This window comes from Novosphingobium sp. PhB57 (assembly GCF_004342985.1).
In the GTDB taxonomy this organism is placed as follows: Bacteria; Pseudomonadota; Alphaproteobacteria; order Sphingomonadales; family Sphingomonadaceae; genus Novosphingobium.
Genome location: NZ_SMBO01000022.1, coordinates 1 through 25,157, shown reverse-complemented (window position 1 = coordinate 25,157; position 25,157 = coordinate 1). Strand labels below are relative to the sequence as shown.

19 protein-coding genes and 2 pseudogenes are annotated in these 25,157 nt (G+C 52.8%); 13 read left to right on the top strand and 8 right to left on the bottom strand.

Translation table 11 applies throughout. The annotated features are described in order from the left end of the window. Window positions 1-14 precede the first annotated feature (14 nt). The 4 genes from rfbA to rfbC are packed head-to-tail and all read right to left on the bottom strand — an operon-like array spanning window position 15 to window position 3,433. Window positions 15-896: a glucose-1-phosphate thymidylyltransferase RfbA gene (gene rfbA / locus EDF58_RS24975; protein ID WP_132270425.1), complete on the bottom strand. Its 882-nt coding sequence runs from the start codon at window positions 894-896 to the stop codon at window positions 15-17. Between the two features lie 19 nt (window positions 897-915). Continuing rightward, window positions 916-1,806 (bottom strand): dTDP-4-dehydrorhamnose reductase, encoded by an 891-nt coding sequence (rfbD, locus tag EDF58_RS24970; RefSeq protein ID WP_132270423.1) that lies wholly within the window; start codon window positions 1,804-1,806, stop codon window positions 916-918. Continuing rightward, entirely contained in the window at window positions 1,803-2,864 is a 1,062-nt protein-coding gene (gene rfbB / locus EDF58_RS24965; protein WP_132270421.1) for a dTDP-glucose 4,6-dehydratase, read from the bottom strand. The genes rfbD and rfbB overlap by 4 nt, the downstream gene beginning before the upstream one ends. Beyond that, window positions 2,849-3,433: a dTDP-4-dehydrorhamnose 3,5-epimerase gene (gene rfbC / locus EDF58_RS24960; RefSeq protein WP_132270433.1), complete on the bottom strand. Its 585-nt coding sequence runs from the start codon at window positions 3,431-3,433 to the stop codon at window positions 2,849-2,851. Before rfbC ends, rfbB begins: the two co-directional genes overlap by 16 nt. A 395-nt stretch (window positions 3,434-3,828) precedes the next feature. Here rfbC and gmd point away from each other — a divergent pair, with 395 nt between their 5' ends. From gmd to EDF58_RS24905, 10 genes and pseudogenes are all read left to right on the top strand, one after another. Further along, the gene (gene gmd / locus EDF58_RS24955) at window positions 3,829-4,866 is read left to right on the top strand and encodes a GDP-mannose 4,6-dehydratase (RefSeq protein ID WP_132270419.1); all 1,038 of its coding nucleotides are present in this window, start codon (window positions 3,829-3,831) and stop codon (window positions 4,864-4,866) included. After that, the gene (locus tag EDF58_RS24950; protein WP_132270417.1) at window positions 4,866-5,720 is read left to right on the top strand and encodes a GDP-mannose 4,6-dehydratase; all 855 of its coding nucleotides are present in this window, start codon (window positions 4,866-4,868) and stop codon (window positions 5,718-5,720) included. The genes gmd and EDF58_RS24950 overlap by 1 nt, the downstream gene beginning before the upstream one ends. Before the next feature lie 97 nt (window positions 5,721-5,817). After that, the gene (locus tag EDF58_RS24945) at window positions 5,818-6,477 is read left to right on the top strand and encodes an ABC transporter ATP-binding protein (RefSeq protein WP_132270415.1); all 660 of its coding nucleotides are present in this window, start codon (window positions 5,818-5,820) and stop codon (window positions 6,475-6,477) included. A gap of 35 nt (window positions 6,478-6,512) precedes the next feature. Next, window positions 6,513-7,439, top strand: coding sequence for a glycosyltransferase family 1 protein (locus tag EDF58_RS24940; protein WP_132270414.1), 927 nt, complete (start codon window positions 6,513-6,515; stop codon window positions 7,437-7,439). A 1,418-nt stretch (window positions 7,440-8,857) separates the two neighbouring features. Continuing rightward, complete coding sequence (locus EDF58_RS24935) at window positions 8,858-9,304, top strand: transposase (protein ID WP_132270412.1); 447 nt, start codon at window positions 8,858-8,860, stop codon at window positions 9,302-9,304. Next, window positions 9,301-9,558 (top strand): IS66 family insertion sequence element accessory protein TnpB, encoded by a 258-nt coding sequence (tnpB, locus tag EDF58_RS24930; protein ID WP_207913179.1) that lies wholly within the window; start codon window positions 9,301-9,303, stop codon window positions 9,556-9,558. The genes EDF58_RS24935 and tnpB overlap by 4 nt, the downstream gene beginning before the upstream one ends. Window positions 9,559-9,813: 255 nt before the next feature. Beyond that, window positions 9,814-11,330, top strand: a pseudogene (locus EDF58_RS24925) (IS66 family transposase). Between the two features lie 56 nt (window positions 11,331-11,386). Then, the gene (locus EDF58_RS24920; RefSeq protein WP_132270410.1) at window positions 11,387-11,824 is read left to right on the top strand and encodes a tetratricopeptide repeat protein; all 438 of its coding nucleotides are present in this window, start codon (window positions 11,387-11,389) and stop codon (window positions 11,822-11,824) included. A gap of 1,649 nt (window positions 11,825-13,473) precedes the next feature. Continuing rightward, window positions 13,474-14,289, top strand: coding sequence for an ABC transporter permease (locus EDF58_RS24910; protein ID WP_347812915.1), 816 nt, complete (start codon window positions 13,474-13,476; stop codon window positions 14,287-14,289). A 10-nt stretch (window positions 14,290-14,299) separates the two neighbouring features. Then, the gene (locus tag EDF58_RS24905; protein WP_207913178.1) at window positions 14,300-15,430 is read left to right on the top strand and encodes a lipopolysaccharide biosynthesis protein; all 1,131 of its coding nucleotides are present in this window, start codon (window positions 14,300-14,302) and stop codon (window positions 15,428-15,430) included. Window positions 15,431-15,476: 46 nt separating this feature from the next. Here the strand turns inward: EDF58_RS24905 and EDF58_RS24900 are convergent, their stop codons facing one another. The 3 genes from EDF58_RS24900 to EDF58_RS24885 form a co-directional block, all read right to left on the bottom strand. Continuing rightward, window positions 15,477-16,703 (bottom strand): polysaccharide biosynthesis/export family protein, encoded by a 1,227-nt coding sequence (locus tag EDF58_RS24900; protein WP_243654501.1) that lies wholly within the window; start codon window positions 16,701-16,703, stop codon window positions 15,477-15,479. Window positions 16,704-16,789: 86 nt separating this feature from the next. Beyond that, window positions 16,790-18,100 carry a glycosyltransferase family 1 protein gene (locus tag EDF58_RS24895; protein WP_132270408.1) on the bottom strand — a complete coding sequence of 437 codons (1,311 nt, stop codon included), beginning with the start codon at window positions 18,098-18,100 and terminating at the stop codon, window positions 16,790-16,792. A gap of 1,160 nt (window positions 18,101-19,260) precedes the next feature. After that, a complete protein-coding gene (locus tag EDF58_RS24885; protein ID WP_132270405.1) occupies window positions 19,261-21,429 on the bottom strand; it encodes a glycosyltransferase in 2,169 nt (722 codons plus the stop codon). Between the two features lie 124 nt (window positions 21,430-21,553). On the opposite strand from EDF58_RS24885, the gene EDF58_RS24880 reads away from it, so the two are divergent. Beyond that, window positions 21,554-22,753, top strand: coding sequence for a right-handed parallel beta-helix repeat-containing protein (locus EDF58_RS24880; protein ID WP_165921581.1), 1,200 nt, complete (start codon window positions 21,554-21,556; stop codon window positions 22,751-22,753). 582 nt (window positions 22,754-23,335) lie between these two features. Here the strand turns inward: EDF58_RS24880 and EDF58_RS26575 are convergent. Continuing rightward, window positions 23,336-23,455, bottom strand: coding sequence for a transposase (locus EDF58_RS26575; RefSeq protein ID WP_243654502.1), 120 nt, complete (start codon window positions 23,453-23,455; stop codon window positions 23,336-23,338). Between the two features lie 291 nt (window positions 23,456-23,746). Between EDF58_RS26575 and EDF58_RS24870 the strand changes: the two genes are divergently transcribed. Both EDF58_RS24870 and EDF58_RS24860 read left to right on the top strand, forming a co-directional pair. Further along, entirely contained in the window at window positions 23,747-24,658 is a 912-nt protein-coding gene (locus EDF58_RS24870) for an FkbM family methyltransferase (protein WP_207913176.1), read from the top strand. A gap of 358 nt (window positions 24,659-25,016) precedes the next feature. Further along, window positions 25,017-25,157, top strand: a pseudogene (locus tag EDF58_RS24860) (IS256 family transposase); the annotation flags it as partial.

The window sequence follows — 25,157 nt, the reverse complement described above, 5'->3', positions numbered from 1 at the left end:
TGCGCTGTAGATATTCAATCAAATTTATTTTCGTTCAATAGGGTTCGTCGCAAATATATCCCATATTCCGACTTTCCTAATCCTTTTATTGCACGATCCAATTCAGCTTCGTCGATAAAATCCTGACGGAATGCAATTTCCTCAGGACTAGCGATTTTGAAGCCTTGACGCCTCTCTAGAACTCTCACAAATTCCGCCGCGTCCAGCAGACTGTCTGGCGTGCCAGTATCAAGCCAAGCATAACCGCGCCCCATGATCTCGACCGACAGTTGTCCGCGTTCAAGGTAGACACGGTTTATATCTGTGATTTCCAGTTCGCCACGCGAAGATGGTTTCAGCCCGGCGGCGATCTCAACCACTTGACTGTCGTAAAAATAAAGACCGGTCACCGCCCAATTGGAACTAGGTCGAGCCGGTTTTTCCTCAACAGAAGTCGCTTTCATCGAGTCGTCAAATGAGACTACCCCATAGCGTTCTGGGTCGTTGACACGATACGCGAATATGCTTGCGCCGCTGGTGCGTAAGGCCGCTCTATCTAATAGTTGGGTCAAACCGTGGCCGTGGTAAATGTTATCGCCAAGAATTAGGGCTGAGGGTTGTTCTTTCACAAAATCTGCACCGATGATGTAAGCCTGAGCGAGACCGTCCGGCCTTGCCTGTTCAGCATACTCAAAATGCATGCCCCACTGGGATCCGTTGCCAAGGAGATTTATGAATGCAGGCAAGTCGCGCGGGGTTGAGATTATGAGTACTTCCCGAATTCCTGCGAGCATTAGCGTCGTAAGCGGGTAATAAATCATGGGCTTGTCATAAACCGGCATCAGCTGCTTAGAGGTCGGTAAAGTCATAGGAAAGAGCCGGGACCCGGTCCCCCCTGCTAGAATAATTCCTTTCATCGTCGTTGCGCTCCTCAGCTCAAACAGTGACAGCGCTGAGGCGTCTCACCACGGTTTCAAGTGAATCGTGCCAATTGGGTAAAATTACCCCGTGACGATTCGAGATCAATTCACAATTGAGTCGAGAGTTCGCCGGCCGGGATGCTAGAGCGGGACGATCGGTGCTGGTAATCCGATTTACGCGGACGGATGATGCGCCCAGCATGGCTGAGGTGCGGAACACTGCAAGCGCGAGATCGGCCCAACTTGCATCACCTAGAGCGGCTATATGAAAAACGCCCCGCAATAAGGGATCTTTATTGTTGATCAGATTGAGAGCGACCGTGATTATACCGTCGGCGATGTCTAGGGCGCTAGTAGGATTTCCCAATTGATCAGAGACTATTGATATTTCGTCATGGTCCTTAGCTAACATCAACATGGTTTTAACGAAATTTCTGCCGAATGGGCTATAGATCCACGCCGTCCGTAAAATAGCGGCGTTGGCGCCATGAACTGCAAGAACCGCATGTTCGCCGGCCAGCTTGGAAGCGCCGTAAGTTCCCATCGGAGAAGGCTGGTCGGTCTCCATATACGGCCGATCTAGGCTTCCATCGAAGACGTAATCGGTCGAGAGATGGATTAAAGGCACGCCAAGGTGCCGGGCTGCCCAAGCAACGATTTCAGCGCCCGCAGTGTTGGTAGCGTGAGCGAGGGGTGCATCGATCTCCGCTTGGTCGACCGCCGTGTAGGCTGCGGCCGAAACTACCACGTCCGGCATAGCGGTTTTTAGTGCGGGCAGAACTGTCGCCGGGGCTAAAAGATCAAGCATAGGTCGCCCTAGCGCGATTACCTCGTGTCCGGTTTTAGCAGCTCGCTCCCGAAGTGCAGAAACGACCTGTCCCAAGCAGCCTGTGACAGCGATCCTCACGCTGAGACCTTGTCAGCAGATAAGCCTAGCCGCCGCCCATCGTATCGATTACGTAGCGGCCGCCACCACCATTCATTGTCAAGATACCATCGGACAGTCTTCTCAATGCCAGTGGTGAAGTTTTCAACAGCCTTCCAGCCAAGCTCTCGCTCGAGTTTAGTCGCATCGATAGCGTACCGCTGATCGTGTCCAGGTCTATCGGCGACAAACTCAATAAGTTTCTCGTGAGATTTCTGTTCCGGTAATATTCTATCTAATACCCGACAAATACTCCGGACTACTTCAATGTTGCGAAGTTCATTGCGGCCGCCGACGTTGTAGGTTTCTCCAGGCAAACCCTTTTGTGAGATGAGGTCGAGCGCCCGCACATGGTCGTTAACGAAAAGCCAGTCGCGAATGTTGTTACCCTGACCATACACCGGCAAGCGCCGGCCCTCCAGCGCATTGAGGATCGTCAATGGGATCAGCTTTTCTGGAAAGTGATAGGGCCCATAATTGTTGGAGCAATTGGATATCACGACCGGAAGGCCGTAAGTTCGTTCCCAAGCCTTCGCGAGATGGTCGGACGCGGCTTTGGTGGCTGAATAGGGGGAGCTAGGATCATAAGGTGCCGTTTCATTGAACAATCCCGCCTTGCCCAAGGAGCCGTAGACCTCGTCGGTCGAGACGTGAAGGAAGCGGAAAGCCGCTTTCCCGTCCGAATCTAGCTGGTCCCAGTATCTCAGTGCAGCTTCTAGCAAGGTGAATGTCCCCACCACATTCGTCTGGATGAAAGCTCCTGCGTCGGTAATGGACCGGTCAACATGGCTTTCTGCTGCTAGATGCATGATGCGATTTGGCCTAAATTCGGCGAACGTTCTTTGCATTGCGGAACTATCTCGAATGTCGGCTTTCAAGAACTTGTGGTTTCCCCTATTTTCGACCGCACGCAAAGAAGATGCGCAGCCCGCATAGGTTAGTGCGTCGAGGGTCAACACCTCATAGCCCCTATCGAGCACGAGGTACCGCACCAATGCGGAGCCGATGAACCCCGCCCCGCCAGTTACAACGACGCGCATGGAGGTGTCCTCTCCCACGGAAAGTACTCAGGTAGGTCGATAAAATTCGGCTGCGCGCGGTCTCTGTCGGAAAGGCTATTTGTGTTTGTAATGTCCGGCCAATCTATGCCAACAACTGGATCGTCCCATGCTAAGCCCCTCTCGCATTCGGGGGTGTAATAGCTAGTGACCTTGTAGCTAATCACTGTTTCAGGCTCGAGCGAGCAGAAACCATGTGCAAAGCCGGGTGGTAACCAGAGTTGTTTGCCATTTTTCGCTGTCAAGATCTGGCTAATCCATTGTCCGTAGAAGGGAGAGCCTCGGCGAATATCAACGGCGACGTCATAAAGCGCACCCGCGGTGCATCGTACTAACTTGCCTTGGGTATGGGGTTCGCTTTGAAAATGCAGTCCCCTTAGAGTTCCACGGCTTTCGCTGAACGATTCGTTGTCCTGCACAAAATTCCATTTACCGCAGGCATCTTCGAAGAAATCCTCGCGAAATATCTCAGAGAAATAGCCCCGCTTATCGCCAATTTGGCGTGGAACTACTAGCGCGACGCCAGGGATTCTGAGGTGTACGATCTTCATGCGCTCTTTTAACCAGATTTTCCAGCTATCAGCCTCGCAGATATCACACCGGTTAAGTGAGTGGTGGGATTCCGTGAGGCGTTTCAAGCATGCTTCTAGTGCATGGATAACATGGGGCGGGCCGGTACACGCGGGCCAAGCCGGCGGGCCGAGCTTGCTTTGTTAAGGTATGCCCCGCAATACACGAAGGTTCCATTCAGGGCGTTCCGTGGCCCGAATGGATAGAGAGAACCTCGGCAGCATGCTCATATCGCGCTAGCCGTTTGGCCGTCAGACAGTTCGACCGATAAATGAGGCGGTTGTCCGGTCTGGCAGCGTCAACTAGGGCTGTTTCCTCTGGTCATCGCTGTGCGGTGCCATTATCGCGCATGCCACTTCAATTAAGGGAAGAGAATATGTCAAAGAGTGCCATCGTTACCGGAATCAGCGGCCAGGATGGCGCATACTTGGCTGAGAATCTGCTGAATCGTGGATATACGGTTTACGGGACATATCGACGGACGAGTTCGGTCAATTTCTGGCGAATTGATGAATTGGAGATCGCAAATCATCCTCAGTTGAAGCTGGTCGAATACGACCTAACTGACATGGGTTCGGCCATCCGGCTCATTGAAGCTTCCGAGGCTACCGAGGTCTACAATCTTGCCGCACAGAGCTTTGTTGGCGTTTCTTTTGACCAACCAATTACGACTGGTCAGATAACCGGACTCGGTGCGGCTTATCTCCTAGAAGCGATTCGTACGGTCAATAAGGACATTCGTTTCTACCAAGCGTCGACCTCAGAGATGTTTGGTAAAGTTCAAGCCATACCTCAAACTGAAGATACGCCGTTTTACCCAAGAAGTCCCTACGGTGTAGCCAAGCTTTACGCGCATTGGCTGACGGTGAATTACAGAGAGAGTTTCGGTATTTTTGGGGCAAGCGGGATTTTGTTCAATCACGAGTCCCCTTTGCGCGGACGTGAGTTTGTAACGCGCAAGATTACTGATACAGTTGCGAAGATAGCGCACGGCAAGGCCGAAGTGCTGGAACTCGGAAATATCGATGCTAAGCGTGACTGGGGCTACGCAAAGGACTATGTTGAAGGCATGCGGCTAATGCTTCAGCACGATATTGCAGACACATACGTCCTAGCGACTAACCGCACCGAGACAGTCCGACATTTTGTTGAGCTAGCTTTCGCGCAGATTGGAGTCATGCTTGACTGGTCTGGAAAAGAAGAAACCGAGATCGGAACCGACACTAAGACTGGCAAGATTTTGGTACGCGTAAACCCGGCGTTTTATCGCCCTGCGGAAGTCGACCTCCTTATTGGCGACGCTCATAAGGCTGAACGCGAATTGGGCTGGAAGCCCGCGGTGGGGTTGGAAGAACTTGCACGTTTGATGGTTGACGCGGATATGCGGCGTAATGCTGCTGGTTGGTCGTTCTAATGAGGATCGCGCTGACGGGAGCGACCGGGTTTACCGGTCGCTTTGTGTCTTCAGCATTGGAAAAAGTTGGCGCAACCCCCGTTGCACTCCGGGTGGACTTGCGGGATAGAGACGCTGTCGATCGAGCAGTGCGGTCAATTGACTTCGATCGCGTCATTCATCTCGCAGGACGTGCTTTCGTTGATGCTGCTGATTGGCGGTCATTCTACGCTGTCAATCATATCGGTACGTTGAACCTGCTTGACGCTATTGCCAAATCCAAGCCAGGTGCGCGATGCATTATCGCATCCAGTGCACAGGTTTATGGCCCCCGGGCGGAGGGATTGATTCCTGAGGAATCATCTACAAACCCTGCCAATCATTACGCTATCAGTAAATTAGCAATGGAGCAGGGGGCAAATCTTTGGCGTGAAAAGCTAGAGATCGTGATAGCGCGCCCCTTCAACTACACAGGGGTGGGGCAAAACACCCAATATTTGGTGCCGAAGATTGTTGATCATTTTCGAAGGCGGGCCGAGATTATTGAGTTAGGCAATACATGGGTGCGCCGAGACTTCGGCGATGTTCGTTCTGTAGCCGAAGCTTATGCAGCCCTGTCAATCGCGACTGCTGTGCCCTCATTGGTTAACATCGCAACGGGGACCGTATACTCAATCGGCCAAATTTTAGATATTCTCACAGCGATTAGTGGCCACCACATTAAGATACAGGTCAATCAAGCGTTTGTTCGTTCTGGTGATGTAGAGGTGCTTGGTGGTGATGCTTCGCTGCTTAGGCAGGCGCTGCCAAACTGGTGCCCGCCGCCGATACGCGACACTTTGCAGTGGATGTTCTGCGCCCCAGTTAGTGAATGATTTCATTATGATGGTGAGGTTGGATTCATTAGTGATTATGTCTCCGCCGTGTAAAGTCCCATCTTTTTGGTTAACTGAATTATATTGGGCATAAATAATGATTTCATTTGAAAATGTATCCAAAACCTATCACCTTCGAAAGTTTCATAAAGATGTATTGAATGATCTTACCTTCAATATTCCCACAGGGTGTAGCCTTGGTATATGCGGGGCAAATGGAGCGGGAAAGTCTACGCTCATGCGACTTATCGCGGGCGTTGAATCGCCAAGCTCTGGCCGAATTACGCGAAATGTCTCCTGCTCATGGCCGATTGGGTACGCAAGTTGTTTTCAGTCCAGTCTAACGGGCGCAGACAATGCGAGATTTATAGCGCGTATATATAGCAAGGATGTTTCTGATCTTTTGAACTATGTCGAAGATTTTGCACAATTAGGTCCGTATTTTCATCAGCCAATTTATAGTTACTCGGCTGGGATGATGGCGCGTTTAGCATTTGGGATATCTTTGGCCATAGATTTTGATTGCTATCTTGTGGATGAGGTCACTGCTGCAGGTGATGATCGTTTTCGACAGCGCTGCGAAGAGGCGTTACATCATCGCAGGGTTACTGGGACCCTGTTGATGATTAGTCATGACCCCAACACCCTGCGAGCCTACTGTGAGCGTGGTGCTGTGTTGCATGAAGGTCGTCTCAGCTTTTATGAAACAATTGAAGAAGCTATAGAAGTGCACACTTTCAATCAATCCGTGCACTAATATATATCTATATAATATTGGGTTTGGAAATGGCCATGCAGAAGACAATTCTAATCCAAAACTATCATCCGCAGGGAACGGCGGCTTTAATCCGAGATTTTCAGAAGGCGGGTTTACGGGTAATAAGTCCGGATTCAGATTGGGGGAGGATCGGCTACTTTGCGGACAATTCGGATCTTGGCGGGGAGCTCGTGTCTCTTGAGCAATATATGGGAATGGAGCCTGGCTTTGTAATGGTCGGGTGTAAGGCGCAAGAAGAGGATCTAAAGTCGATCGCTAGACAACATGGCGATCTAATGGTTCTTAATATTGCCCAGCAACATCATGTCTATGAGCCTAACATATCAGATGTTCTTATATGCCCGGATATTGCCCTATGGAATAGCTATCCCGACTTCTTTTCTCATCGACTTTTATATTTTCCTCGACCAATCATTGCGGAAGTCTCTTCCAAAAATGTTTTAAAGTCGTTTGAGGACAGAACAATCGCTTCTTATATAAGCATTCCAACATTCTGGAAGCGAGGCTTGCCTGCGTTCGAGAACTTTCGTTCTCAGTGGCAGCACTCTTGCTATATGTTTGGGCACCAGGCCTCCGATGGAATGCTTAGTCATTCTGAATGTAACGAGCGGATGGTCCAATCCTTCTTCACCGCTCATTTCAAGGACGATGAGGCTTACGGCCTCTCATGTCTTGAGTCTATGATGTTGGGAACGCCTGTCGTGAGTACGAAAGAATTTATGGAAGGAAAAACATTAGGAGAATGTTTTCTTACACCTGAAAATTCTATAGTTACGAATACGGTTGAAGAGGCCGTTCGGGCTTTGCAAGATCTAAAGATCTATGAGTATGAACATCTTAGTAAGAATGCTATAAAAACTGTTTTGGATCTTACGTCGGACGCTAATACCGTGGACAAACTTAGGGCAGCAATGAATTCTGTCATTGACGAAATTGTGTGATAATTTGATACTGAATGTCTATACGCACGGCATTTTTTAGGGATGTATCCGAATTAAATTTTCTTCATATTACGCAATAACAAAATTCTCTTCTTTGCGATCTTCTGACGGCTGGATTTTTAAAGCGGTTAGGAATAGGACAACATTGCCGTTCTTGGCCGGATCAACGTCCACGGAAAGTCTCGCGACCATTGAGGCGGCAATAGGAAGACCGCTTGATCACAGTCCTGCGTCCATGGCGCAGAGCGATGGGCGCTAGTCGCTATGGCTGAGTCGTCAATCGGTTTGCTCTATGGCGACGGTGATTGATGACTCTGTTATAAACTGGGAGGTTTGCCTCGAAAACCAGCTATCGCACCCTGATTACTACACCTTATCTACAGGGCGGAGGTCATAGGTAAGCACCGACAGAACCCGGTCTTGCGAGGGTTGATGATGGCGTGAATCTCTCGGAGCACATGGAGGTTCTGCGAGGGGATATCGTGCGGCAATCGGGCCTCGGCTGAGCGCTCACCGAGATGGCAGAGTGGTCGTACGAGTGAAACGGCGCCGGCATTTGAGCGATAAAGAGAAGGTGGCGATCTTAAAGGAGACGATGCAGTTCGATTGAGAGGCTAGTAGACAGGGAGGCGTTGAGGTTGGCGCTCGACGTTCTCGGAGAGCTTGAACGTTGAGTCTAACGTTGCGCTGTGCGTGAAGACATTCTGTCACTGGCGCCGGGCAACATGAGCAAGGGCTTCGATGGCCTGTCGGCGCGGTTGCGCAATATCCTCCAACTCGACACCTTGTCTGGCGCTGTATTCTTGTTCGCGGCAAAAGGGGCGATCGGTTGAAGGCGCTGGTACGGGACGGACCAGGGCTTTGTCTTTATGCAAACTGGCTTGCTTCATACCCGAGCCCTTCCGCCGAAACCGTTTGCATTTCGCTCACTGAGCCGACGGACGGCGCCAGCGCGATGTGTCAGTAGGGTTCATTGGCTATTTTGTTTGGCTGGGAGGTGCGGCCCTGGCGGTTAATATAGGTCCCTATAGCCATTGTAGGTGTGACGTTTGACGATGCGCTACTTGGCGCACCGACCAACGTACCTTCGGGGAATCCGAGTTCCCCGCAAGCTTTCGCCTTAGTCAGCGTACCACGAGCCCGTAGCCGGTCGTGGTGAGTACGCAGCCCATATTGTTTGACGCGGTAAATGAGGCGCCGTTCGGTAAGCTGGGCATTCGGCCTAATCACCCCGCGCATAGCCGTCCGAGGCGCATACCTTTTGCGTTTGGGGCTTCCTTGATTTCGGTGCAGATATGGTCGTGGAAAGCTTTGTCGACTGTAAGCGTCCGGCCTCCGGCGTGTTGCGCTGTTGGCCCCTCGTTGGCGAGGGAGTCCTGATAGGGGTCTCCTTCTGGACTCCATAAGGAGATCAGGAGATGGGCCGGATCGAGGTCATCAGCCGCACGGAGCGCCGCCGTAAATACTCGCCCGCCGAGCGAGACGCCATCATGCGTGAGGCTGATGCGCCGGATGTCACTGTGCGGGAGGTGGCGAAGCGGCATGATATAGCCGAGAGCCTGATCTATAGCTGGCGGACAGCGCGACGGCAGGCGGAGAAGATCGCCAGCGAGCCGCTGACCTTCATCTCATATGGAGCCGTGCCGCAGAGTGCTGTCGCTAACGTTCCTGCTACACCACCGCCGGAACTTCCTGATCCTGTTCCGACGATGCCGGTGATGGAGGAACTGACCCGCCCACATCCCGGTGCGCGCCCCGGCGAGATCGGCATCGACCTGCCCAGCGGCGTGCGCCTGTCGGTGGACAGTTATGTGAACGAGAAGGCGCTGGCCCGCGTGCCGCGAGCCTTGCGGGATATTTCATGATCTCACTGGCGCCGGGCACGAAGGTCTATCTCGCAAGCAAGCCGGTCAGCATTCGTCTGGGGTTCGACGGCCTTGCGGCGCTGGTGCGTCCGCTGTTCGCGGTCGAGCCCTATTGCGGCCATGTCTTCCAGTTCCGTAGCCGGAGCGGCAACCATCTCAAGGCGCTGCACTGGGACGGTTCTGGTATGTGCCTGTTCGCCAAGCGCCTGGAACGACCTCGCTTCGTGTGGCCCCGCTGGTCGAGGGTGGTGTAGTGCTGACGCCCGCGCAGTTTGCGCTGCTGATCGAGGCAATGGGCTGGAGGCGGACGATCGTGCCGGAAGCCTTCCGGCTTCCGGTCCAGATGTAGGTATAAAGCGGCGGAAAAGCAGGCATTTCCTTGGTCTGCATGACCCATTTTGCTATGGGGAACCGTGTCCGCCGACGAGATCAACCTTCCTGCCGATCCCGATGCATTACGCGCGCTTTTCGCCGATATGCAGGCGCGTATCGCTGCCTCGGGGTAGGCGCTGGAGGTCGAGCGGACGGCGCATGAGGTGACCCGTAACGCAGTCAAGCTGACTACCCTTCAGATCGAGAAGCTCAAAGTCCAGCTATCCCGGTTGCGCCGGATGAAGTTCGGTCAGTCGTCCGAGCGGATTATCGAGATGGCGGATCAGCTGGAACTGACGCTGGAGGATCTCGAAGCAGAGCATGCCCATGCCGCATGCGCCCTTGGCGAACCGGCACCTGCCGAAGAACGCCCATCAACGGCCCGGAAGCCCAAGCGCTTGCCATTCCCCGAGCATCTGCCGCGCGACGATACGGTGCACGCCGCTCCCGATGCCAACGGCTGTTCCGCTTGTGGTGGCACTATGGCACGCTGGGCGAGGATGTGACCGAGGTGCTGGAGTATGTGCCGGGCCGCTTCCGCGTCGTGCGCCATATCCGCCCCAAGCTGGCCTGCGGATGTTGCGATGCCATCAGCCAGGCCCCGGCTCGATCCTTGCCGATCCCGCGTGGGCGGGCTGGACCCAACCTGCTGGCACATGTGGTCGTATCTAAGTTCGCCGACCAACTGCCTCTCTACCGGCAGTCACGCATCTATGCCCGTGACGGCGTCGATCTCAGCCGTTCGACACTGCCAGACTGGATGGGGCAGGTCAGTTGGCTGTTGCAGCCGCTGGTCGACCGCATCGCCAATCATATCATGGCCAGTCCCAAGCTCCATGCGGACGACACACCTGTGCCGGTTCTGGCACCGGGCACCGGAAAGACGGCGACGGGGCGATTATGGGTGTCTCTGCGCGACAACCGACGATGGCGACCAAGCGACAGACCGGCGACGTTGTTCCGATACAGCCCGGATCGCAAGGGAGAGCGTCCGCGCGAGCATCTCAAGACATTTGCGGGATTCCTGCAAGCCGATGCCTATGCCGGGTTCGAACGGCTCTATGCGTCCGACCGTCAGCCGGGGCTGATAACGCCTGTCGCCTGCTGGGCGCATGCGCGAAGCAAGCTGCACGATATCTACAAGGCCGACCCCCATTACGTGGCCGCCGAAGGGCCGAAGCTCATTCGGGAGCTATACGATGTCGAGCGCGGCATCGCCTGTGATCCTGCCGATGACCGGCGCAAGGCGCGCAAGCTGTCCAGGCTGCGCGCGTTGGATTTCTTCGCATGGGCCGATGGCATGTTGGCGCAGGCTTCTGCGCGGTTGCCGCTGGCCGAGGCGCTGCGCTATGCCGTGAAGCTCAAGCCCCAACTGCTCGCCTATACCGAGGATGGGCGGCTTGAGATCGACAACAATCTCGCGGAAAATGCCCTGCGCGGCATCGCCGTGGGCCGGAAGAACTGGCTCTTCGCCGGGGCCGACTGTGGCGGTGACCGCGCCGCAGCGATCTATTCCCTGCTGGAGACCGCCAAGCTCAACGACGTGAACCCGCAGGCTTGGCTGGCCGATGTGATCGATCGGATCGGCAAGGGCCATCCCATCAACCGGGTCGATGAGTTGCTTCCGTGGAATTGGTCGTCGTCGCTGGTATGACATTCTGACGCGGTGTCGGCATTGCCTTTAGCATGAGGCTATGGTCAGTCATCGATATGACGACTGACCAACTTTCTCCGCAAATCCACGAGGCCATCCAATATTTTTGCGCGGATGGCGATAAACTCGCGTCAGACGGGCAGTATGAGGCGGCAATCACCGAATATAATCGCGCATGGGAGATAATTCCCGAGCCAAAAAACCATTGGAATGCTGCCACTTGGGTACTCGCCGCCATCGGAGACGCGGCTTTCCTTGGAGGCTACAATACATCCGCCCGCGAAGCTTTCGATTTCGCAATGACTTGCCCCAGCGCGGTTGGAAATCCCTTTCTGCATCTACGCCGAGGCCAGTTGCTTTTCGATCTTGATGACCAGCAAGATGCAGCGGCAGATGAGCTATTGCGAGCCTACATGGGAGGTGGCGCAGAGCTTTTTGCGGCAGAGGACGGTCGCTATCTCGCTTTCCTCAAAACCCGGGCAACGTTGGATTGAACCAAGTCTGCTAACGGTCGACGGCGGACGCTTACTGTCGACTGAACTGCCGCGGTTGATGCCTCCCTTCGCTCGCCACCTTGGCGCTACTCACCATACGATGCCCGAAGAAGGAAGGCATCAACCGTATCAGTTCAGATAGACCTTCGCTCCGTCACGATACGTCCCGGAATGTACGCAGGACGCGAGCCAGCGCCTTCTTGATGACGTAGTGTCTACGGAACGGGCAGTCCGGGTGGAAGGCCTTTGCCTATCGCGCCGGGACGCGGACGGGTAAGTTCCTCCGGTGCTGGCGACATCGGCGACGAAACAGATCGACGCACCTGCGGGGGTTCCGACATAGTTTGCGGCGCTGCGGACTCCGTTGTTATGTTCGCGGCGCAGAAAATGAACTCCAACGCTTCATTGGCGATGGCTGCGTCCTGGCTACGGGCCGACCGCCAGTTATAAATCAGGCTCTCGGCAATCTCGTGGCGCTGAGTTACCTGATGGACCGATACGCCATCCTCATCCGCCTTTGGCGAAGATCGCCGCCTTCTCGGCATCCGAAAACTTCCTGCATCGCTCGGTGCGCGCGATGGTCTTTACGTGATCCCTCACCGGACCTCCTGCGTTCCAGAAAGAAGTCCCTTCGGAGGTCTATCCGCGCCAAGCTAATGCCGCAACACGCCGGAAGTTCGTACCCCATGCTTAAAGCGCCGAGCCATGTTTGAGAAATTGAAGTAGATCGGTTATAGTCATTTCTGGTTCGCTTAGATCAGTTTCCAAGCAATTTATCGGATTTTTTGAAATTTATAACTCCATATCTGCGTCAACAGCGGCCTATCATGCTAAACAAAATCTTGAATTACCTTATCGCATAATATTCTCTTGCTTATATCTGGTGGGAATAGGAAAAATTTATTCCTCTGTTATTAGTTTATGCGTTGACGATATCCCTGTCACCCTGATCGATAAGCTTTTGCTACAGGAAGCGGTGGGCTAAAAGAGCGCATGCAGTTAGACATGTCGATTGAAGCTGACTACCGTCTTTGGCGGCAGGCTTTCTGAAAGAAGCGCCGCGTGAGAGCGAGTGGTCATCGAATGGGCGGTTTTGCGAGCGCTGATAGCGGGCCGGGGTTTTTAAAAACCCGTGGTATAGAGCCCAGAGTACGTCGGTACGGCGACATCATTCTTTCCGGTGAAATTCGCTTGAGTCCAGCGTTCGCAAAATCGCCGTTTTGCTGCCATTGTGGTATGGGTGTCACCTTGTCACCTGACCTCTTACGGCTTAAACGGCCCGCATGGCGGGGAGGGGCGTTTAGGCAAAACGGTGGAAATTAATGGAATTTCATCGCGAATGTGCGTCGCTCTTTCTGGTAAAGTAGCTGCAGTAGAGCTTCGTTCGGGAGCGCGAGCGAATATGATTGGAGCACTGGAGACTACAGTATCAATGGTAAATCATAGATTGCTGTCACTGCCCAGAAAATTACACTCCTTTGAGCGGAGCTTCACTATATGTGGTTTACTACAGATGGATGAAGTGATCCTTGGCATATGTCTGCGGAAGATTTTGCCTAGCGTCCTTCGATCAAGCGCACTGCTTCCTTAACCTGTATGCATCTCGGGTATACCCATTTGATGTCGCGTTTCTAAATTGGCGAATTTGCATGACCATGATTTCGGACGTTTCGGGTTCCACGGGGGACCGAGGATTCTGGCGCGGCTTAAAAGTTCAGGCCAACGTTATCGGCGCGTTGCTAATGCGCGAGCTACACACGCGCTATGGGCGGGATAACATAGGATATCTATGGATATTCCTGGAGCCAATGACATTGGCGGGTGCTGTCGCACTGCTTCACTCCGGAGGGTCATCGCACGGGATGAGTATCCATCCCGTTCCATTTTCTATTCTCGGGTACACTATTTTCATTATGTTCCGGGGAATGGTTACACGCGCGGACGGTGCACTAGAAGCGAATATGCCACTTCTTTACCATCGGCGCGTGACCATATTTGATATGATGTTTGCCCGTGCCTTATTAGAAGGTGCGGGGACAATTGTTTCCTATGCAGTTCTCATTGCATTTGTAATGGTATTAGGATTGGCCAAATTTCCAGCGCGCCCGCTGGATTTGTTGGTTGGAATCGGCCTGATGTTCTGGTTTTCTTTTGCAATTTCTTTGTTAATCTGCGCCTGGACGCATGATAACAGGCTGGTGGCGAGATTTGTCCATCCTATTACATATATTCTTATGCCGCTGTCAGGTGCTTTCTATCAGTTGGCTTGGATTCCAGAGCCTTATAGGACTTGGCTGACTTGGTTTCCCATAACCACGATTTTTGAACTTTTACGATACGGACAGTTTCAAGTAGCTAAGAACACATATGTCAATGTTCCGTACGTAATTGGCTGGTCTTTACTGTTAACCTACGCGGGGCTTGTCTCAATTCGAGCAACGCGACGTCGCGTCCACCTTAACTAAGGTATCCATTTTGAACAACGCCTCCTCAACAGACCAGACCGGGCTGCTCGGTTGGTTGCGCGCGCATCGTAACTGGTGTCTGATCGTGTTGCTTCCAACAGTGTTTGTCGCGGTTTATTATTATCTTGTTGCGTCTGACCAATATGAATCAGAAGCGCACTTCGTCGTTAAAACTTCGGATTCGCAGCCAGCAGCTCCTAGCGGCTTGGGCCAAGCATTGACCTTGGTCGGGGGCGCCTCGTCCGAACGTGATGCATTGCTGATTGCGGATTATCTGAAATCTCACGATGCCGTCAGCGCCCTGCAATCACGGGTTGGCCTCACGCAAAGGTATCGCCGTCCCGAAGCTGATATACTATCTCGCTTATGGTTCGCGGTCCCGACGCCTGAGCAACTCCAAAGGTACTTCAACGGCAAATCTGATGTTGATGTTAGTTCAGAAACGGGTATCACAGTATTAAAGGTACGGAGTTTTCGGCCCGAAGACTCATATCGTATTGTCCGTGAACTCATCCAACTTGGCGAAGGCCGCGTTAATACGCTTAATCGTCGAAACTACGCCAATGCTGTCGCAATGGCACAGCGGCAGGTAGGAGAGGCAGAGACCAATCTTTCGCGAGTTCAGGGACAGATCACACGCTTCCGAAGTGATGAGCGCGACTTCAATCCGCAAATCACTGGCGCTACAAGGACCAGTATGGTTTCCGAACTACAAGGGCAACTTGCGGTCGCCAGAGCACAAGAGTCGTCCATGGCGGCCGTCCTTTCGTCAAACAGTCCGCAGCTGATTGCAGTACGGCAGCGAGTATCGGCATTATCTCGCCAGGTTGACGCCGAGACATCCAAGCTGTCGCAGGGGCCTGGCAATGTCGCTGCTGGTATGGGTGCGTATGAGGAAATCAAGATCCGGCAGGAAATGGCAGGCAAGCAATTTGAAATTGCCTCAGCCGCGCTTCAGCGAGCACGAGAAGATGCCCGGCGGCAACAACTTTTTGTAGTGCCGGTTGTTGACGCTAATATGCCCGTTCGCGCACTTTATCCCGAGCGCACCAAGACCGTAATAACGGCCTTTTTAGCCTTGCAGCTGATCTACGCTATCGGGTGGCTGATTGCGGCTGGCGTAAAAGAGCACGCAGCCTGATCGTAAATAAGGGCCCGGCGCAATAACGCGCCGGGCCCTCTTGGTGTCATCTTGTTGCGTTTTGGATCGCAATAACTGGAGAGAATAGTTGACCAAGGGCTTGCACAACCTTTAGAGGTTGGTTTGCAGAGGCATTTGCAATGTATATGACGTCTTTATCGTGCATCATAAATTGCTGGGCAAGAAAGTAATTCTGTGCGCGCATCATATTAATACGGTAAGCGACCGGAGAGGTTTGGGTATTTTCAGGTGGTTGTGCTTCAGTTCCAATTCGCGCAGGGCTGGAATTCATTCGAAACACGAATACCGATCGAGGATCTGCACGACTATCATTTGGTCCCCCCGCTCGCGCAAGCGCCTCCGCGAGAGTTAACGTACGACTCTCGAATGGAATTTGAGAAATTCGATCAAGAGCGCCAAAAACAGTAAAGGTCCGAGGCTGTCGGATTAGTTCGATTCGGTCTCCGCCCAACAGCGTCAAATCGTCATTCGAGCCGGAGATAACCGTATCAAGCGGCTGCTCCACGGTGCGGCCATGTCGTGTGAAACGGACAATGACGTCTTGCGTGCCAGTGCCAGTGGCAGTGGACGAGCCAGTTTGTGCGTTACGGCTAATTCCTCCGGTGTCTGCAATTACATCAAGCAATCTCTCCCGCGCCAGCGACAGTGCGAACCGTCCTGGGCTCGAGACGGCTCCCATCACCACAATGGTATTCGAGACATTCTTGCGCAGAGTAACTACCACTTGCGGGCTTTGCGATTTACCTCGCAGACCTGCGACAATCCGGTCTTGCACCTGGGAAGTGGTTAACCCCTTGACCGAGATTGGGCCGACGTATGGCACGGTAATCTCGCCGTAGCGATCAACCACTACGCCGCCTTGGCCTATAGTTCCGGCATTCGCGGACGGTGCTGCTTCATCACCAGCAGAAGATCCCGGTCCTGCGATGCTTGCGCGTCCACCGAATAAGGTGACACCGACTTCGTAGATTTCTATTGACAGGACGTCGCCGGGACCAAGGGTATCTACCAGTCCATCAGCGGACAAAGCCGAGAGCGCTCCAGAGGGAGCATTTGTGTTTGACAAGGCGTCAATATTTCTTGGTCCGATATCTACTATCTGAAACCCAATATCATTTTCTTCTTGGGCATCCCTCGCGATTTGGCTGCCAGTCGGGCCATTCCTCGGCAGCGTAGCACAACCACTTATTGCTGTTGCAGATAGCAAGATCATTCCCGGGCGAACCATTTGCGCCCAGCGCTTTTTATACATGATGTTACTCCAGTGTCCCGAAAGCTGCTCCCGCACCTTCAGCCGAGATTGCAATCGATCGGGAAATATCCGCTTCCCGTAAGCGCCTAGCGCCTAGCGACGTCATGGTAAAGTTGCCGAATGCGATCGGCAAAAGACCCTATGGAGAATTGAGCGGCTTGGATCGGACCTTCTGCGGAAAGCCGAGCGCGTAAAGCGGAATCCTGGTTGAGCCTGCGAATGGCCTTAACCATAGCGTCTACATCATACGGATCCACAGCCAAAGCTGCCGTTCCGGCCACTTCCGGTAGTGCTCCAGTGGTGCTTGAGAGCAAGGGAACTCCGGCAGCTAGTGTCTCTAGCGCGGGAAGCCCAAACCCTTCGTACAAAGCCGGAAAGAGATTTGCCCTAGCACCGTGCAAAAGATCGGCCAGCAAAACACGGGGGACGTAATCGATCCGACGAATGCGCTCTACACCAGGCAATTTCCGGCCGTGAGCCATGCCGAGGAGTTTCAATTCTTTTTCTGCATGCCAAGCCTCCCTTCCGACAATCACCAGAGGCGTATCGATATCTGCCTCCAAATACGCTTGGATTATACGTCCAAGATTTTTCTTCGGCTCTATTGCTCCAAAAAAGAGAAAGTATCCTTGAATTTCTAGATCGAACAGCCGGTGTAAGCGATCTTTTAGTGCCAGCGGATCACGAATCTGCGGCATATCACTGGCTTGATAACAATTTGTGATTTGATTCGGATCGGCGCCAAGGAGTTCTATGATATCCTTGCGTGACCTTTCTGACACTGTGACAATATGATCTGCTTGCGCTACGCAAGCCCGCGTGAGTTGATCGTAATAGCGCTTATCTTCAAGACTAGCCTGCGGTAGCCTCAAAGGTACTAAGTCATGCAAAGTATATATGTTTCGAGAGCCTGCCAGCCGTATTGGTAAGGGATACGTCCAATGCATAATTGATGGAGGGTTTGGCAGTCGCAATGTCATGAAGCGGCCGTAGCGGCGGAAATGCCGCGCGCAGACGTCAAAAATTTCTCCAAGGTTGAAGAGGCGGTCGAACTTGGGCAGCGGATCTTCGGTATCTGCGCGAATTGTGCGTCCAGTGACGGGAATCTCAATCAGATCATGCACCAGAGGATGAACCCGCCAGCGACGTATACGTTTACGAAACGTCAGGCGGTCGACCCCGTCTGTTCCTAACTGACCGAAAAACATTGACTCCCGCAAGTTAACTTCAGTTTTTCGTGGGATATTTACGCCGTAGACAAGATCAATCGGATAGCCGATTTCGCTAATCGCTGACGCTAGGTTGCGGCCGTAGGTTGCGACGCCGGTTCCATATGGCATAGCCAAATTGTATCCATCCAAGCCGATTCGGATGTGAGGCGATTCATTTTTAGTCATGATATCTCGTACAGGCTGAGCAAGCGCTGCGCATAAGGTCCAAACGTAAAGTAACGAGCACGTCGCGAGCCGAGTGTTGAGAGCCGGTCGCGCAGAATGGCGTCAAGGTCTATTGCTATCATAGCTTCTCGCAGAGACGTAGTATTGAGGGGGTCTGCTAATAAAGTTGCACCACCTCCCACCTCTACAAGTGCAGGCACGTCAGCAGAAAGCACAGGTGTACCTAGTGCCATTGCCTCTACCACCGGCAATCCGAAACCCTCTGCCAGGGACACGAAAACAAGCGCTCGCGCGTCGGCAATCAAACGAAGTACGTTCTTACGAGATTGTAGGCCTAAGCGTATCGCACCCGGAGTGGCTGCGATACATTGATTAATCCTCTGCGCATCCATCCCGTCTGGTCCCGATATGACCAAAGGGGTCTTGATTCCGCTCTCGCAATATGATTGCAATAGCCTGTGCAAATTCTTACGCGCCTCAACCGCTCCAACATAGAGGAGATAGGCGCCGGGAACTAGGCCTGGCGGGAGGATGCCGTCCTGGGCTTCTGATACGTCCACGCCTTGGTGGCAACATACTACTGTGTCGGAAGGCCAGCCCATTTTGCTAACAATCTGGCTGTGCGCGGCGTCAGTTACTGTTGCAAAATTCCCCCCATAGCGTCGCAACGAATTCAGAATTCGGCGCAAACGCAAGCCATTAACGGGGCTCGGAATGGCCGGGTCGAGGGGCAGGACGTCGTGAATGGTATAAAGATTGCGCCAACCAATAGCACGCACGGGCAGGGGATAGGACCAATGCATAACGCCAGGTTTTCCCGGGAGAATAATCGGCATGGGTCGCTTATAAATGTCAAAAAATACCTGCGCCTCTCGGAACACGTCGCGGGCCGAAAACCCATTCCTACTTTCGACTGCTACGCGTTCCCATGGGCGACTAGCGGCTACGAACTTGGCAATTCGCGATCTTCGCTCACTCGGACCGAGGTCATCGAGTATCGCCGTGGGCACGCCGTTTGCTTTCAACGTTGCGATAACTGTCCGTGCATATTGACCCACACCGGTGCCGGCGCCGCCATCGAGTAGCATCCGCCCATCCACGCAGATTGGCAATATCGGGCGAAAATCAGATGGCATACAGCGACGACCTCCATGCGCCGATTAGCAGGCCGCGAGATCCCGTAGGTTCATGACTTCAAGCAGTTCTTGTCGGGCAGTTATGTTCTGTGGCTGCGCGTAACCTATCGAGCTCAAGCCTACCGCAAAGTCACGCTTGTCGCCTGGCATCCCTGAATATGGGCCTGTCACATCGAAGCGAAGATGAATTGCTCCGTCTTTTCCTACCTTCGCCGGCAACCTGATCGTACCTCCTTCTTGGCTGAGATCTTTGCACCGGATTGACCCTGTCTCGGTGTCGGTCATCTGATCGAGTATTGTCAGGCGACATTCCAATGCACCGGGCGCAATCGAGAGCCGCATGTAAACGAGCACCGACGTCTCCGGGGCAGCCTCCGTAGCAATCGAAATTGAAGGATTAGCTCCGCGCATCCAAACGCCGTGATCCTCCTTATGATAGAAGAACTCTGAATCAATCATAAGACGACTTAGCTTGTGAAAGTAGGTTTTGACATTTACTCGCTCATTTCCGTGAGCTTTCAACGTATATGCCTCGCCTTCCTTCAATTTCATTGAAAATGAACTGACGTTTACGTCTTGGAGCGACTTCGTTTTTTCCAGAAAATCAGCCCCTACATCTGTCCAAGTTCTCGGGGTGAAGTGGTCCCGGATCGCTTCTACCCGACTGCGCAGGTAAGCGCGATCCGTGATCATTTTACGGAAGACCTCGACGCCTTGGGTGAGATTGAAGGGGTCAATGTAATCGACGAGCTCGCCGCCAACCTCGGGGATTGAGGAGGTGTCGGCGGCGACACAGGGCCGGCCATGGAAAAGACTTTCCCCGACCGGCAAACCCCAACCTTCGACGAAACTGGTGAAGACAGAGAATTCGCAGTTCGCATAAATAGCATTCAATTCACCATCGGACAGGTTATGCGCAATATGAAGCCGACCATTGAGATTATTGGTGGCTTTCAGTACATCGGTGAGCGCGCTAATTTTCCAGCCGTGTCTTCCTACAAAGACGAGATCGGGTACGTTTACGCCCTCGGCCATTAAACGCCGCCAGGAATTTATTACATACAAGTGGTTTTTTCGCCCCTCTATGGTTGAGACGTAGGCGACGTAACGCTTGCCTTGGACCCGGCTTAGTTGCTTGGGCCACACAACGGAGTGGTCGGTTTCGCGGGTCAGGTGATGCGCCAATGGCACAGTCGCCATCGGAATTGCCCGACCCCGATTCTTAGCGATGAAGTTGGTCAATTCTGTTTTGGTGGCATCAGATATAGTCAAAATGAAATCTGCAGTGGCGCAAAGTTCACAAATGGCCATGCTGAAGTCAGTTACGAGGGCATCGTCACAAAATTCAGGGTGTGTGACAGGGATAATGTCATAGACGTATGCGCCGATTCGCACACCCTCGCGTTTGGAATGAACGAAGTTCTGAACGCTATTCCCCAACCCCCAGAATGCACCGAGAAGTATAACAGTGCTTCCTGCGAGGGGGCGAACTCTTTCAGCTCCATCTTCGCAGGAAATTAGCATTAAGCGCAAAGTTTCATGATCAACATTCTTGCCGGAAGCATAGTCGATGATGCGCATTAATTCAGTATTATCGACCATCCAAAACTCGCCGGCCGGAAGTGTTTGTATATCCGATCCAACATTGCTCAGAATGAAACGTACGTCGATATTCGGATCTCTGATCGCGTGTAGAGCGATTCCGGCTTGCACGCGCTGGATACCTGACATCGTAACATGTGCTTTGAGGTATCCGAAAAGATCTTGAATCGCGAAAAAGGTTGTACCGGTGCCTAGGCCCACGGCGCTAGTTGCTCTCGAGTCTTTTCTTAATGACCTAATGTGAAGTAATGCTTCTGAATTAGGCGCGATATTGTTTACGCGCTCATATACTGCCAGTGCAGCCTCGCCGTCACCTAGCCGACGTAATACATCGGCAAGATGTATGTTCGCGTCAATGTCACGATCGTCAAGGTCAACAGCAGTCTGGTAGGCTCTCGCGGCATCTTCCAGCAAGCCCAGTTCTTTTTTTGCGTGTCCAAGCTGGACCCAGATTGCTTGATCGATATTGTAAACTTCAAGGTGTTGTGTGTAGGCGTCAGAGGCTCCTGCCCAATCGCGTGCATCGCGGCATTGATTGCCGATACGACGGCTGCTAGATTTGCGTTTGCCATCCAAAATCTTCGAAAGCATGTTTTGCTCCTACAGCTCCCGAGAGGTAGATCCCGTGCTTAGGCGCTCCCTGCACCAGCGGAGTTGGCACCGCAAGCTTATGATGTCACCTGAACTGGCGCCACATGACCGATCTAGTGCTTGGATGAAGATTTTCGCCATTCCTATGTTGGGTTTGCTGGGTCTTCTGGGCGTGCAGCCAGCGTACGCTGAGCCAGATTCATCTGCTGACACCTGTGCCAATCTACCCAGCTTTGTCGGAGGGGCACGAGATGTGGGTCTTGCGCTCCAAGCATGCATTGACGAAACGCCAGCTCATGGGATTGTAGAGCTCGCACCTGGCCCCTACCTGATAGAGACACCGGTCCATTTACGGCGGCCGCTGACGATTAAAACTCGAGGCATATCGTTTGCTGATGCTCGATGCTTCGGCAACGAACGTCGTTGCGCACTCTTGCATTTGGCAATTAGCCCTTCTGCTATCTCCAGCGCTGTTATGCCCTTCAATGTCGAAAGTGATTCGGTTCGGCTTGATCACTTGGTTTTCCAAGGAACTCGTTCGAGCGATCCGAATATGTCCTCAAAGCGTTGCGCGTCGGATAAAGAACGCGCGATGGCTGGGGGGGTAAGAATTAACGGTAATTCTATTGTTATTAGTCGATCGGTATTCCGGGATATGGCTTGCTATACCGCCCTAGAGTACGGGACTGGAATTGATGCCACCATTAAAGAAAATGCATTTGTTGAAAATGGAATTCATAATATTGAATTTCGTTGGGCGGATGGATTGACCATTCACAACGCCGTTAATTTTCGGGTTTCTGATAATCTTTTTCGCGATAATACAGATGTCCAGCTGATTTTTGGAAGTTGCATCTTCTGCACTATCGTCAATAATCGCTTTGAGCATAGTCAGCGCGTTGAAGGTGGATCATTTGCGGAGCTCATGTTGCAGGCGTGGCCCAATGCGACGAGCGGTAATTTCACTGATACTCGAGTGGAACTCAACACAATTGACTGTGGTCCGCGGCGTCGCTGCGGATTCGGCATTATGATTGGATCAGCGCCTTGGTACTCAGCGCCTGCGTTCGGTGGCCGAGTAACTGAAAATCGAGTTCGTGGAGCGATGCTGGCGCTCAACGTCGATTCTCTGACTGGCCCCATGGTAATTGAGCGAAACGAGCTTGAAGCCGTTTCGGGAACGTACCCCAGTATGTGTGGGCCTCGCCATATCGATGGGGTAGCACAAAATATATCTCCGGTCTCACGAGCGTTCGCATCCGTATCTCAAAATACATCTACATCTTTTGAGCATTATTGTATTTTAAATTATGATCTAAAGTGATTAATATGAAATTCGACCTAGTCTTAGGTAGTTGTGATGTCGTAAATTAAAGCTTAGGTGATGATTTTTGATTTCATAGGGTTTTGTAAATTTATAGAGCATTCAAGTTCGCTAGATCGGCTCTGACCAGTAGAAGTACTAGCAGGCCTCACCCCCATCCTGTGAAAATTGGCGTCGGCCAGCATGGTTGCCGTTTGTTAATGTCAAGACGATTCTAGCGTTAATTTTGTTCGATTGCGGAAATCCATGTCCTTCGGCTTGATGACGCCTGGTGTGGCACCGCCGGGCTTCGCCGAGGGCCCGTATTAGGCGGCTTTGACAAGGTGGGGCTGCCATTTGCGGGTCGCGGCGACGTTGAAGAAGCTGAAGGGTAGCGCAGTTTTGTTGTAACGCGTGGCGAGGCGGCGGAACTACTCGAGGTGGCCGAACATGCGTTCGATGCGATTGCGATCCCGGTAACGGCGAAAGTCGCAAGGAATCGGCAGAGACATGGCTGCGAACCTTAGGGCTGTCGATCATGTGCTGCCAATCGTCTGTCAGACCCTGTTCGACCGGCGTAGCCAGGATCACCTCCTAGCTACCTCACTGGGCCCAACGACCAAGCCGCACATAGACGGAGTCTCGCAGGCCGTACCGCTCATGCATATCGCGCCATGGGCGGCCGGCAAGCAGCACATGCAGTATGCCGTTGAGGAAAGGCAGGTTGTCACGGGCGGGACGATATTTGCGGCAGCATTCCGATGGTAGCAGCCTGCAATCACGTTACATTCTTCGTCCGTCAGATCACCTCGTGCCATCGCCGCTCCTCGCAAACAAAAGCTCTGGATCAAAAATCAGGCAGATTGGGAATTCACTTTGTCAACGCGACCTATGACAATCCGGCCGGCCTAGAACGGGAGAAGCGGGTTCCAAATACCCCTTGAAAGCTGTTTCGATGATCAAATCTTCGAGTAGTGGTCGCCTTACGGTCTCGCTTAGCATATGGGCGCCCGTATGAAGCGTTTTCTCTCTCTTTCGAGCATGGTGTCTGGCCTCCGTCGCGGATCAACGGCGGATGCCGGAATTCGGCTGTTTCATTTAGATCATCTTCAGACCAAATCGAGGCAGCGTAACGAGGCGGTAATCCGCCAGCTATGCACGAACGCTTATCTCGGCAATGGGCGGTCGTTATGTCGAGTATTGGGCCGATATAAAATGATTGTCGACACGACTGATGTTGGGCTATCTAGCCATCTGCTTCTTGATGGCTACTGGGAAATGTGGCTCACAGAGCTACTAGCGAGGCTAGTCAAACCTGGTATGAAGGTGGTCGACGTTGGGGCCAACCTTGGATACTTCTCGTTGCTACTTTCCGAACTGGTGGGGCCAACAGGTCAGGTGCATGCTTTCGAACCGAATACCGATCTAGCGCGAAGGATGACTCAAAGCCTCGCCATCAATGGTTTCGATGGAATTGCAACCGTGCATGAACAAGCTTTGGCGGATATTGAAACCGATGTCTTGCTGTTTGTGCCAACTGATGAACCCAAAAATGCGCACCTGTTGCCAATCGATCATCCAGCTTCGACTGATCCGGTTGCCCAAGGTCGCCTAATGCGGACGCGTAGGCTCGATAGTTATCCCGAGCTATTAGACGCCGATCTAATTAAGATTGATGCTGACACATCTGAGCAGGCGATTTGGCACGGTATGGCGGCCATCCTACAGCAGACACGGCCCCTGACGATTGTGCTCGAATTTGCCCGAGTACGCTATAGTGATCCAGGCGCCTTCATCGACAAAATTCTGTCGGACGGCTTCACGTTGGCCGAGATAACCCTGGAGGCGGGAATCCAATTAACAACCCGTGACGCCATCCTCGCAGCACCTCCCACGGAAGATGTCATGCTTCTACTCGTCCGTTAAGATATCGGGTGGGGTTCAACGGGTGGCGGCAACACTAAGTCTTTTGAAGAAGATGGAGTGTCGCGATGAAGCAGCGTCGTTGGATATATTACACGGCCCGTCGGCGAGCGGAGATATTTGATCGTTGGCAACGCGGAGAATCGAAGAAGTTCTATTGGACGGAGGTTTGATCGAGAGTCGCCTTCGGTAATTTCGCTGATCTCTCCGACAGGTTGTATACCGCCTGCTGATCGCAAGCGTGGCGGCGGTGCGCCTTGGGTCGCGTCCCAGGACGTGGTGTAGCTGAAGGCTGAGGTGGTCACCGTGATTTTCGGGTAGGTTTGGGTTGCGAAGCTCAAACCTGGCGGAAGGAATCGCGATGACCGATCCGATGATGCACTTGCGTTTTCTGGTAGAGAAGACCCCGGATGCAGATATTCTGCGCGAGATGATCTCTTTTGCCGCCGAGCGGCTGATGGAGATGGAAGTCGGCAACCTGACCAGAGCCGGCCATGGCGAG

Bases quoted from the DNA above. Each gene is read 5' to 3' on its own strand.
- rfbB (WP_132270421.1), bottom strand. From the start codon at position 2,864: ATGCGCGTCGTTGTAACTGGCGGGGCGGGGTTCATCGGCTCCGCATTG.
- EDF58_RS24885 (WP_132270405.1), bottom strand. From the start codon at position 21,429: ATGCTTTCGAAGATTTTGGATGGCAAACGCAAATCTAGCAGCCGTCGT.
- EDF58_RS24920 (WP_132270410.1), top strand. From the start codon at position 11,387: ATGACGACTGACCAACTTTCTCCGCAAATCCACGAGGCCATCCAATAT.
- rfbA (WP_132270425.1), bottom strand. From the start codon at position 896: ATGAAAGGAATTATTCTAGCAGGGGGGACCGGGTCCCGGCTCTTTCCT.
- EDF58_RS24940 (WP_132270414.1), top strand. From the start codon at position 6,513: ATGCAGAAGACAATTCTAATCCAAAACTATCATCCGCAGGGAACGGCG.
- EDF58_RS24870 (WP_207913176.1), top strand. From the start codon at position 23,747: ATGAAGCGTTTTCTCTCTCTTTCGAGCATGGTGTCTGGCCTCCGTCGC.
- tnpB (WP_207913179.1), top strand. From the start codon at position 9,301: ATGATCTCACTGGCGCCGGGCACGAAGGTCTATCTCGCAAGCAAGCCG.
- EDF58_RS24900 (WP_243654501.1), bottom strand. From the start codon at position 16,703: ATGTATAAAAAGCGCTGGGCGCAAATGGTTCGCCCGGGAATGATCTTG.
- gmd (WP_132270419.1), top strand. From the start codon at position 3,829: ATGTCAAAGAGTGCCATCGTTACCGGAATCAGCGGCCAGGATGGCGCA.
- EDF58_RS24895 (WP_132270408.1), bottom strand. From the start codon at position 18,100: ATGACTAAAAATGAATCGCCTCACATCCGAATCGGCTTGGATGGATAC.
- EDF58_RS24950 (WP_132270417.1), top strand. From the start codon at position 4,866: ATGAGGATCGCGCTGACGGGAGCGACCGGGTTTACCGGTCGCTTTGTG.
- EDF58_RS24910 (WP_347812915.1), top strand. From the start codon at position 13,474: ATGACCATGATTTCGGACGTTTCGGGTTCCACGGGGGACCGAGGATTC.
- rfbC (WP_132270433.1), bottom strand. From the start codon at position 3,433: ATGAAGATCGTACACCTCAGAATCCCTGGCGTCGCGCTAGTAGTTCCA.
- EDF58_RS24935 (WP_132270412.1), top strand. From the start codon at position 8,858: ATGGGCCGGATCGAGGTCATCAGCCGCACGGAGCGCCGCCGTAAATAC.
- EDF58_RS24880 (WP_165921581.1), top strand. From the start codon at position 21,554: ATGAAGATTTTCGCCATTCCTATGTTGGGTTTGCTGGGTCTTCTGGGC.
- EDF58_RS24945 (WP_132270415.1), top strand. From the start codon at position 5,818: ATGATTTCATTTGAAAATGTATCCAAAACCTATCACCTTCGAAAGTTT.